Source organism: Devosia sp., assembly GCF_035944845.1.
In the GTDB taxonomy this organism is placed as follows: domain Bacteria; phylum Pseudomonadota; class Alphaproteobacteria; order Rhizobiales; family Devosiaceae; genus Devosia_A.
On sequence record NZ_DASZAW010000084.1, the window covers coordinates 1 to 8739 of the forward strand.

Below are 8739 nucleotides of genomic sequence, written 5' to 3' on the forward strand. Positions count from 1 at the left end.
TGTGAACCGGCCTAGATCAATGCGACGGATGGATCGCATCGTTGATGTACATCGAGGTCAGCACTGCAAAGACGTAGGCCTGCAGGGCCGCCACGAGGAATTCGAGCGCCGTGATCGCCACGGTCATGATCAGCGGCAGCAACGCACCGAGCCAGCCGAGGAAGCCCAGGCCACCCAGCGTCACGATGAAGCCCGCGAACACCTTGAGGGTGATGTGACCGGCGAGGATGTTGGCGAAGAGACGAACACTGAGCGAGATCGGGCGCGAGAGGAAGGAAACCACCTCGATCGGCACCACGATGGGGAGCACGTAGCCGGGGACGCCCGACGGCACGAACAGTTTGAAGAACTTCAGCCCGTTCTTGTAGATGCCGTAGATGATCACCACCAGGAACACCAGCAGCGCCAGGGCGAAGGTGATGATGATGTGGCTGGTGAAGGTGAAGAAGAACGGGATCATGCCGAACATGTTGGCGACGAGCACGAACATGAACAGCGAGAAGACGAACGGGAAGAACTTCATGCCGGCCTTGCCGGCTGAGTCCGAGACCATTTTGGCGACGAACTCGTAGAGCATCTCGGAAACCAGCTGCACCCGGTTCGGCACCAGGCTGCGCTTCTGCGTCGAGAGCAGGAGGTAGAGGGCGATCACACCAACTGACAGCACCATGAACAGGGCTGAGTTGGTGAAGGAGATGCCGCCTTCACCGAAGGAGACGATATCGGTGATCTGGAACTGGTGGATCGGGTCGACTTTATTCGGATCGGCCAACTGCTGTTCCTTTTAGGCTCGGGGCCTTCACTCGTCTTCTTCGTCGTCCGGCACGCGCATCGCGGCCGTGGGCGGCGGCGCCGCCCGGTTCATTTCCGCTGCAGAGCGCACCACATTGAGCACGCCCGCCGCAAAGCCGACCAGCAACATCACCAGCATCAGCCAGGGACCGGTCTTCAGCCACAGATCGAGCAGGTAACCGATACCCGCGCCGACCAGGATGGCCGCAATAAACTCCGTGCCGAGCCGCATACCACGGTTCCACCCGGACAAGTTCCGGTTGGCAGCGGAGATTTCCGCGTCCCCCGGCGCCGCTTCGGCGGCCTGCGCGCGCTTGATCCGCGCGGCAAGATCCGAAGTCAGGGGCCCTGCTGGTTCACCACCTGGTGGGCGCTTGGTCTTGCGTGACAGTGCCATCCCGCTATCCCCTGCGCCTCCGGGCCAAAATTGGAACTGGAGCCCCTCGAAGTCGCGGGCAACATAGTGGCGCCCCCCACCAGTGTCAAGGCTGTGAACAGACTGCTAACACATTGATAAATATAGAGGTTTATGTAGCCAAAGCAGGTGTGACATTGAGTCATCGCGACTCTGGCCGCCACTATTGCGGCAAGGATGGGGCGTCAGCCTGCTGCCCGCACCGCTGCCTCGGCTCCCTTGAGGTCCACCGAGACCAGCTGGCTGACCCCGCGCTCGGCCATGGTGACGCCGAACAGCCGGTCGACACGGGCCATGGTAATCGGATTGTGGGTGATCACCAGGAAACGGGTTTCCGTCCGCTGGGTCATCATATCGAGCAGGTTGCAGAACCGCTCGACATTGGCGTCATCGAGCGGCGCATCCACCTCATCGAGCACGCAGATCGGCGCCGGGTTGGTCAGGAACACCGCAAAGATCAGCGACATTGCCGTGAGTGCCTGCTCGCCGCCGGAGAGCAGCGTCATGGTCGAAGGCTTCTTGCCGGGCGGGCGTGCGAGGATTTCGAGCCCGGCTTCCAGCGGGTCGTCGCTCTCGACGAACTGCAGTTCCGCCGTGCCGCCGCCGAACAGCGAGGTGAACAGCTCCTGGAAATGCGCATTGACCTTCTCGAACGCCTCGTTGAGCCGCTGCCGGCCCTCGCGGTTGAGGCTCTGGATGCCGCCACGCAATTTGGCGATTGCGGCGATCAGGTCGTCGCGATCCTTCACCATCAGGTCGAGCTTCTCGCGGACCTCTTCCGATTCCTTCTCGGCCCCGAGGTTGACCCCGCCCAGCCGCTCGCGCTCCGCCTTCAGTCGATCGACCTGCGATTCGACTTGTGTTTCGGCGGGTAGGGCATGTTCGGGCCGGATACCGGCAAGCTGCGCCGTCTGCGATGCCTCGATGTTGAGCGTCTCGTGCACCTGCCGCTCGATCTGGTGCCGTTGCGCGATGAGGCCCTTGATGCGTTCCTCGACCCTGGCCAGTTCGGCGCGGAAGCCGGACAACGCGTCATGCGCCAGCCGCTGCGCCTTGTCGGCTTCACGGTGACGGGTGTCGCCGACGCTGAGCGCATCGGTCGCCGCCTTGTGCGCCTCGCGCGCCACGGCGATTTCGGCATCCAGCGCCTGGCGGCGCTCGGCGAGGCTCTCCGGCGAGGCCTCGAGCACCACGATCTGTTCGCGTACTTCGGCGGTACGTGCGTCGAGCGTTGCCAGTTGACCCGCGGCGCCCTCGCGGCGGCGCGACCACGCGGCAACATCGGAGGCGATCTGGGTGAGCCGCGCGCCGCGCATCCGCGCCGCCGTCTCGAAGCCGCCGAGCTTCAGCCGCGCCTTATCCGCCTTCTCGCGCAGCTCGCCGAGCAGCGACTGACGTGATGTCGCAAGCGCTGCTGCTTCGGTCTCATCGCCAGCGTCCCACAGCAAGCCCTCCGCCTCCGCGGCGGCCGCCTCCGCCTCGGCGAGACTGGCGTCGAGCCGGATGCGGGTTTCGTCGAGCGCCACCTGCCGTGCGGCAAGCTCGCTGATGGCGCGCTGTGCGTTGTCCAGCTCGCCCTGCGCGACGGCAATCTCGCGCTGGGCGACGCGCCAGGCTTCGCGCTTCTGGCGCTCATCGGTGCGGGCGTCGTTCAACGCTTCAGCGAGGGCCGCGGCATCGGCACGCCGGCTGTTGCGCCGTGCCCGAACGTCCTCGACTTCCGCTTCGAGCTCGGCCAGCCGGTTGCGCTGCGCCAGCCGTTCTGCCGCGGCGGTGGGTGCGTCGGCGGCGGCAACGAAGCCATCCCAGCGCCACAGCCCGCCCGACTTGGTGGTCAGTCGCTGGCCGGGCAGCAGTTGCGCCATCAGTCGGGCGGCGTCGGCTGCGTCGACCAGACCGATCTGGTCGAGCCGGCGCTTCAGCAACGGGCTGCCGGAAACGAACTGCGACAGCGGCGTGGCGCCTGCCGGCAGGGGGGCGTCGCCGCTGGACGCGGCGCCTGCCCAGTGCAACGGTGCGCCGGTATCGGACGACGCGTCGAGATCGTCGCCCAGCGCCGCGCCGAGCGCCGTTTCATAGCCTGGTGACACCTTCAGCTGGTCGACCACAGCCGGCCATTTGCTGGCGCCGCCATGGTCGAGGATGCGGCTCAGCGTCTGCGCCTCCGCCTCCAGCCGGTTCAATGCCGCCTCGATCTGCTGCAGTTCCGGACGCACCGCGTCGGCGGTGGTCTGTGCTGCGACAGCGGCCGATTCGGCGGCCACGGCCGCTGTTTCGGCGACCGTGGCATTATGCTGCGCTGCTTCGAGCGCCTCGCGCTTGGCGTTCAGCGTCGCGTCGGCCCCCAGCGTCCGCGCCAGCTGTTCGGCTTCGCGCGCCACGTCGGCGATCTGGGTTTCGAGCCGCATCACCCGCGAGCGCGCTTCGGCGACGCTGCGCTCGGCCGCAGCCCGCCGTGCCCGCAACTGCGCCAATGCGTCGGCCGCGGCCTGCGCCTCATCTTCCGCTTCGGCCACCGCGTGCTGCGCCGCTTCCGTCGCGGCGCGCGCCGCTTCGAGCGCCTGCTGCTCGCCGGCCACTTCGGCCTCGAGGCGGGCGCGCTCCTCGCTCGCGGTCGCCAAAGCTTCGTCGCTCTCGCCGACCAGCGCGCGCTCGCGCACCGCGTCCTGCTCGATCTGCTTCAGCCGCTCGCCCAGTTCGATGAGCCTCGCCTCGGCCCGGCGCGCCTCGTTGTCGAGCTGTTCGGCGAGGATGGTCAGCCGCTGCAGCACCGCACCGGCGGCAGCTTCCCTTTCGCGCAACGGCGCCAGCGCCTTGTCGGCGAGGAACACCACTTTCTGCGCCTCGAGTTCGACATGCTGCGCCTCGGCGAGATCACGCACCAGCTTGGCCTGCGCCGCCTCGGCGTCCTTTTCGTTGAAACGCGCCGCAATCCAGCGGATGTGGTAGAGCGTCGCCTCGGCCTTGCGGATATCGCCTGACAGCGCGCGGTAACGTACCGCCAGCCGGGCCTGTCGCTTCAGCGTTTCGAGCTGCTGCTCGACCTGCGCGATGACGTCGTCGACGCGTTCGAGGTTCTGTTCGGCGGCCCGCAGCCTCAGCTCCGCCTCATGCCGGCGCGAGTGCAGCCCCGAAATGCCCGCGGCTTCCTCGAGCAGGGCACGTCGCTGCTGCGGCTTGGCGGCAATCAGCTCGCCGATCTGTCCCTGGCGCACCAGTGCCGGTGAGTGCGCGCCCGTCGAAGCGTCGGCGAACAGCAGCTGCACATCGCGGGCCCGCACTTCCTTGCCGTTGACGCGATAGACCGAGCCTTCTTCGCGCTCGATGCGCCGCGTGACTTCGAGCACGTCGGCATTGTTGAGCGGCGCGGGCGCAGTGCGGTCGGAATTGTCGAGGACGAGGGTGACTTCGGCGGTGTTACGGCCGGGCCGGCTGCCTGAGCCGGAAAAGATCACGTCGTCCATGCCCGAGGCGCGCATCGCCTTGTACGAGCTTTCGCCCATCACCCAGCGCAGCGCTTCGACGAGGTTGGATTTGCCGCAGCCGTTCGGTCCCACCACGCCGGACAGACCGGGCTCCAGGTAGAGCTCGGTCTGGTCGCAGAAGGATTTGAATCCGTGCAGTTTGAGGCGCGTGAATTTCATCGCGCGCCCCTATGGGGCAGCGCGTCAGGCGAGCAGGGGATCGATTTCGGCCTTGAGAGCCTCAAACGAGCTTTCTCCGGTGAGCTTCTTGCCGTTGATGTAGAATGTCGGCGTGCCCTCGAGCTTGAACTCGTCCAGCGCCTGATCCCGCATCGCTTCCAGTCCCTTGAACAGGTCCTGATTCGTCAAGGCAGCGTCGTAGGTTTCCTTGGTAAAACCGAGCTGCTGGGCAATGGCGAAGATCGCGTCGTTCGGGGTGTTGGACGCGGCCCAGGTGTCCTGCGTCTTGAAGAAGGTGTCGACCACTTCGTGGTACTTTTCCGGGCCGGCGGCCTCGGCCAGCATGAACACCACGGCATCCAGCACGTTGCGCATGAACGGGCGCGGGATGAACTGGATCTTGTTGGTGTCGATGTATTCCGTTTTGAGCTGCGGAAAGACCGTGTTGGTGAAGGCCGCGCAGTGCGGGCAAGTCGGCGACAGATACTCGATCAGCGTCACCTTGGCGTCGGCGGGCCCGAGCGGGTGGTCGGCAACGCCGCCGGCCGGCGCCATCAGCTTGGCCTGGTCGAACTGCTGGGCGAGGACGCTGGTGGCGCCGAACAGCGCGCTGAAGCCGGTGCCGACGGCTGCCGCAGCAACTGCTGCGCCCGAGCCCACGAGAAGGTTGCGACGGTTGGCCACGAGTTTTTCTCCGTTTTCGTTGCTCGCCCTATATCGCGCCCAACTTAGGCGGGACAAGCACAACCGGCGATGAACACTTCGCGATGTCCCGCAGGGCAAATCGCTCCCGTCGAGCGATTTGAAGCGCGAAGGCCATGAGAGCGGCGCTCGAATGGCTATGTGGCGACGGTCATTTCGGCTTGCCCCGGGCGATTGCCTGGCCCAGTTGCCTGAGCGCGTCCCGCACGCCGGGATCGCTCACCCGCTCGACGGTACGGCTGATCCGGGCACGCGTGACCTCGGGGAGGGCGGGAACGGTCTCTGGCACCTCGTCCTCGATCACGAAGGGTTCGGCGCTGAGCCGCACCTGCCCGATAAGGAAATAGCCATAATAGCGGTTGATCGAGGCGGCGACGCGCTGTCCCTCATGCGCCAGCGCCAGAGCGTGGCCCGGGTGGCAGCGGAGGTACAGCGTCGCCCCCTCGGCACCCTTTTCGCCGCGTGGCCAACTGAGCTTGTCCGGCCGGGTCACCTTGTCGTAGGGCGCCGGGGCGATAGTGGGCCAGTGCGAGAGGATATCGCGGCTGGCAAAGCCGCGTTTCTTCAGCGCCGGATCGAGCACCCCGCCCAAGGCCTCGGCCACGCCGACGGCCCGGTTGAGCCGCCTGGGTGGCGCGTCCTCTTTGGATTTCGATTTCGGCTTGTCCGCCACTGGTAACAACTTCCCGCCGCCGCTTGCGCCCGTCGCTGCGGCGCGCCATCTGTGCGCCCTATCATGTCAAAAGCCGCGCCCCAGCAAAACCCCGTGCCGCTCGATGCGGCTGCCGTGCTCGCCTGGTACGACCGGCACGCGCGCACCCTGCCATGGCGGGTTGGCCCGGCCCACCGGGCTCGCGGCATCGTCGCTGATCCCTATCGCGTCTGGCTGAGCGAGATCATGCTGCAGCAGACCACCGTCGCTGCGGTGGGCCGCTACTATGCACGGTTCCTCCACCTCTGGCCGACGGTTACAGCCCTCGCGGCATCGCCGCTTGAAGCCGTACTCGTCGAATGGGCCGGGCTCGGCTACTACGCTCGCGCCCGAAACCTCTACGCCTGCGCCAGGGCGGTGGTTGAGCGCTTCGACGGCCGATTTCCAACGACGTCGGCGGAGTTGCTGACGCTGCCGGGCATCGGGCCCTACACGGCAGCTGCCATTGCGGCGATCACCGCTGACGAACGGGTGGCGGTGGTCGATGGCAATGTCGACCGGGTGGTAGCGCGCTACCTGGCGCTGGAGGTCCCCGTTCGCGACGCCAAGGACCTGGTGCGCAGCACGGTGCAGGCCGTGGTCCCTGAGCGCGCCGGCGACTTTGCCCAGGCGCTGATGGATCTGGGCGCCACCATTTGCGCGCCACGCAACGCCAGTTGCATGCTCTGCCCGATCCAGCCCGGCTGTCGCGGCGCTGAGCTCGATCCGCTGCTCTACCCCGTAAAGGCCGAAAAGGCAGACCGCCCGACCCGCTACGGCCACGCCTTTGTCATGCGCGACACTGATGGCGATGTGTATCTGCAGACGCGGGCCGAGAAGGGCTTATTGGCGCAGATGACTGAGACCCCGGTTTCCGATTGGACGCCGGACAAGCGCGCCGTCGCTCACCCGGTCGGATCCGACTGGCGCCACCACGGGCAGATCGTTCACGTCTTCACCCATTTCCGGCTCGAGCTCGAGGTGTGGTCGGCGGTGGTGGTCGACCCGGCCGAGCTCAAAGCGGGCTGGTGGGCTGATCCGCGCGAGCTCGACGGCGAAGCCCTGCCGAGCGTCTTCCGCAAAGTGCTGGCTGCTGCTGGAGTGGAGTAGGGGACTTTTTGGGTGACGCTGGGTATGCGAACCGAGGCTCTGCAAGTCCCCCAAACTCGATGTCATCCCCGCGAAAGCGGGGAACTCCGTTTGCGATCGTGCGGTAGGCACGAAAACAGAGGTTCCCGCTTTCGCGGGAATGACCCGGTGGGTGGGGCGCGACCCTAACTTTGCGCGCATGGGCCCTCACCGGGATGACCGTGGACGGGGAGAGTTGGTGCCCAATAGCGAAGGCCCCCCACATGCAAAAGCCGCCGGCTCTTTCGAGCCGGCGGCGAGCGCAGCCTGAGTTGAATGGAGGTCAGATTCAGGCCGAAAGTCGTTCCATCTCAGCCCGCACCTGGCTGCGGAAATCATCGATGGGGGCAAGCCGGCTCCCTTGCCGGGCATGCCAGAAGGTCCAGCCATTGCAGGCTTCGGCGCCCTGTACCAGCGCACCGACCCGGTGGATCGAGCCCATATGGTCGCCCGAGACCAGCGAGCCGTCGGCGCGCACCAGGGCGCTCCAGCGCTGGCGGTCGTCGTAGAGCTCGGTGCCCGGCGCGATCAGCCCCATCTCGACCAGCGAACCGAAGGCGACGCGCGGCGCCGCACGCTTGGGCACCGCCGTTTCGATTGTCGCGGCGTTGAGCGGACGGATCGCGGCGATGCGCTTCAGCGCGCCGGCGATGTAGGTGTCTTCTCGCTCGATGCCGATGAAGTGGCGGCCGAGCTTCTTGGCCACGGCACCCGTGGTGCCGGTGCCGAAGAACGGGTCGAGCACCACGTCGCCGGGCTTGGTCGTCGCGCTGATGACGCGATAGAGCAGGGCTTCCGGCTTCTGCGTCGGATGCAGCTTTTCGTCGTCGTCGTCCTTCAGGCGTTCGGCGCCCGTGCAGATCGGAAACAGCCAGTCCGAGCGCATCTGCACGTCGTCATTGGCCTGCTTCATCTGCTCGTAGTTGAAGGTGACGCGGCTGTCGCGGTCCTTGGCGGCCCAGATCAGCGTCTCGTGTGCATTGGTGAACCGGGTGCCGCGGAAGTTCGGCATCGGGTTGGCCTTGCGCCATATCACGTCGTTGAGCAGCCAGTAGTCGAGATCCTGCAACGCCGCGCCGACGCGGAAAATATTGTGGTACGAGCCGATCACCCAGATGGCGCCATCCGGCTTCAGGATGCGCCGCGCCGCCTTCAGCCAGGCGCGGGTGAAGCTGTCGTAATGGGCAAAGCTGTCGAACTTGTCCCAGTCGTCATCGACGCCGGCAACGCGCGACTGGTCCGGCCGGGTCAGGCCCTGGTCCAGTTGCAGGTTGTAAGGCGGGTCTGCGAATACGAGGTCAACCGAGCCGGCCGGCAAGGCATTCATGTGCTTGATGCAATCGCCCACAAGGATGGTGTCGATGGGG

The 8739-nt window shown here is 66.3% G+C and carries 7 protein-coding genes; 1 reads left to right on the forward strand and 6 read right to left on the reverse strand.

Annotated features, from left to right (window positions below; translation table 11 throughout):
* Positions 1-16: 16 nt before the first annotated feature.
* From VGV07_RS16650 to VGV07_RS16670, 5 genes are all read right to left on the reverse strand, one after another.
* The gene (locus tag VGV07_RS16650) at positions 17-772 is read right to left on the reverse strand and encodes a F0F1 ATP synthase subunit A (protein ID WP_326869844.1); all 756 of its coding nucleotides are present in this window, start codon (positions 770-772) and stop codon (positions 17-19) included.
* Positions 773-799: 27 nt separating this feature from the next.
* Positions 800-1189, reverse strand: coding sequence for an AtpZ/AtpI family protein (locus VGV07_RS16655; RefSeq protein ID WP_326869845.1), 390 nt, complete (start codon positions 1187-1189; stop codon positions 800-802).
* Between the two features lie 203 nt (positions 1190-1392).
* A complete protein-coding gene (locus tag VGV07_RS16660; protein ID WP_326869846.1) occupies positions 1393-4851 on the reverse strand; it encodes a chromosome segregation SMC family protein in 3459 nt (1152 codons plus the stop codon).
* Between the two features lie 24 nt (positions 4852-4875).
* A complete protein-coding gene (locus tag VGV07_RS16665; protein ID WP_326869847.1) occupies positions 4876-5535 on the reverse strand; it encodes a DsbA family protein in 660 nt (219 codons plus the stop codon).
* Between the two features lie 169 nt (positions 5536-5704).
* Positions 5705-6226 carry a DUF721 domain-containing protein gene (locus tag VGV07_RS16670; protein WP_326869848.1) on the reverse strand — a complete coding sequence of 174 codons (522 nt, stop codon included), beginning with the start codon at positions 6224-6226 and terminating at the stop codon, positions 5705-5707.
* Positions 6227-6289: 63 nt separating this feature from the next.
* Between VGV07_RS16670 and VGV07_RS16675 the strand changes: the two genes are divergently transcribed.
* Positions 6290-7354 carry an A/G-specific adenine glycosylase gene (locus VGV07_RS16675; protein ID WP_326869849.1) on the forward strand — a complete coding sequence of 355 codons (1065 nt, stop codon included), beginning with the start codon at positions 6290-6292 and terminating at the stop codon, positions 7352-7354.
* A gap of 307 nt (positions 7355-7661) precedes the next feature.
* Here the strand turns inward: VGV07_RS16675 and VGV07_RS16680 are convergent, their stop codons facing one another.
* A complete protein-coding gene (locus VGV07_RS16680) occupies positions 7662-8735 on the reverse strand; it encodes a site-specific DNA-methyltransferase (RefSeq protein WP_326869850.1) in 1074 nt (357 codons plus the stop codon).
* Between the last annotated feature and the right edge of the window lie 4 nt (positions 8736-8739).

What these genes read in the sequence shown, in the direction of transcription:
- VGV07_RS16655 (WP_326869845.1), bottom strand. Translation starts at nt 1,189, where the DNA reads ATGGCACTGTCACGCAAGACCAAGCGCCCACCAGGTGGTGAACCAGCA.
- VGV07_RS16660 (WP_326869846.1), bottom strand. Translation starts at nt 4,851, where the DNA reads ATGAAATTCACGCGCCTCAAACTGCACGGATTCAAATCCTTCTGCGAC.
- VGV07_RS16675 (WP_326869849.1), top strand. Translation starts at nt 6,290, where the DNA reads ATGTCAAAAGCCGCGCCCCAGCAAAACCCCGTGCCGCTCGATGCGGCT.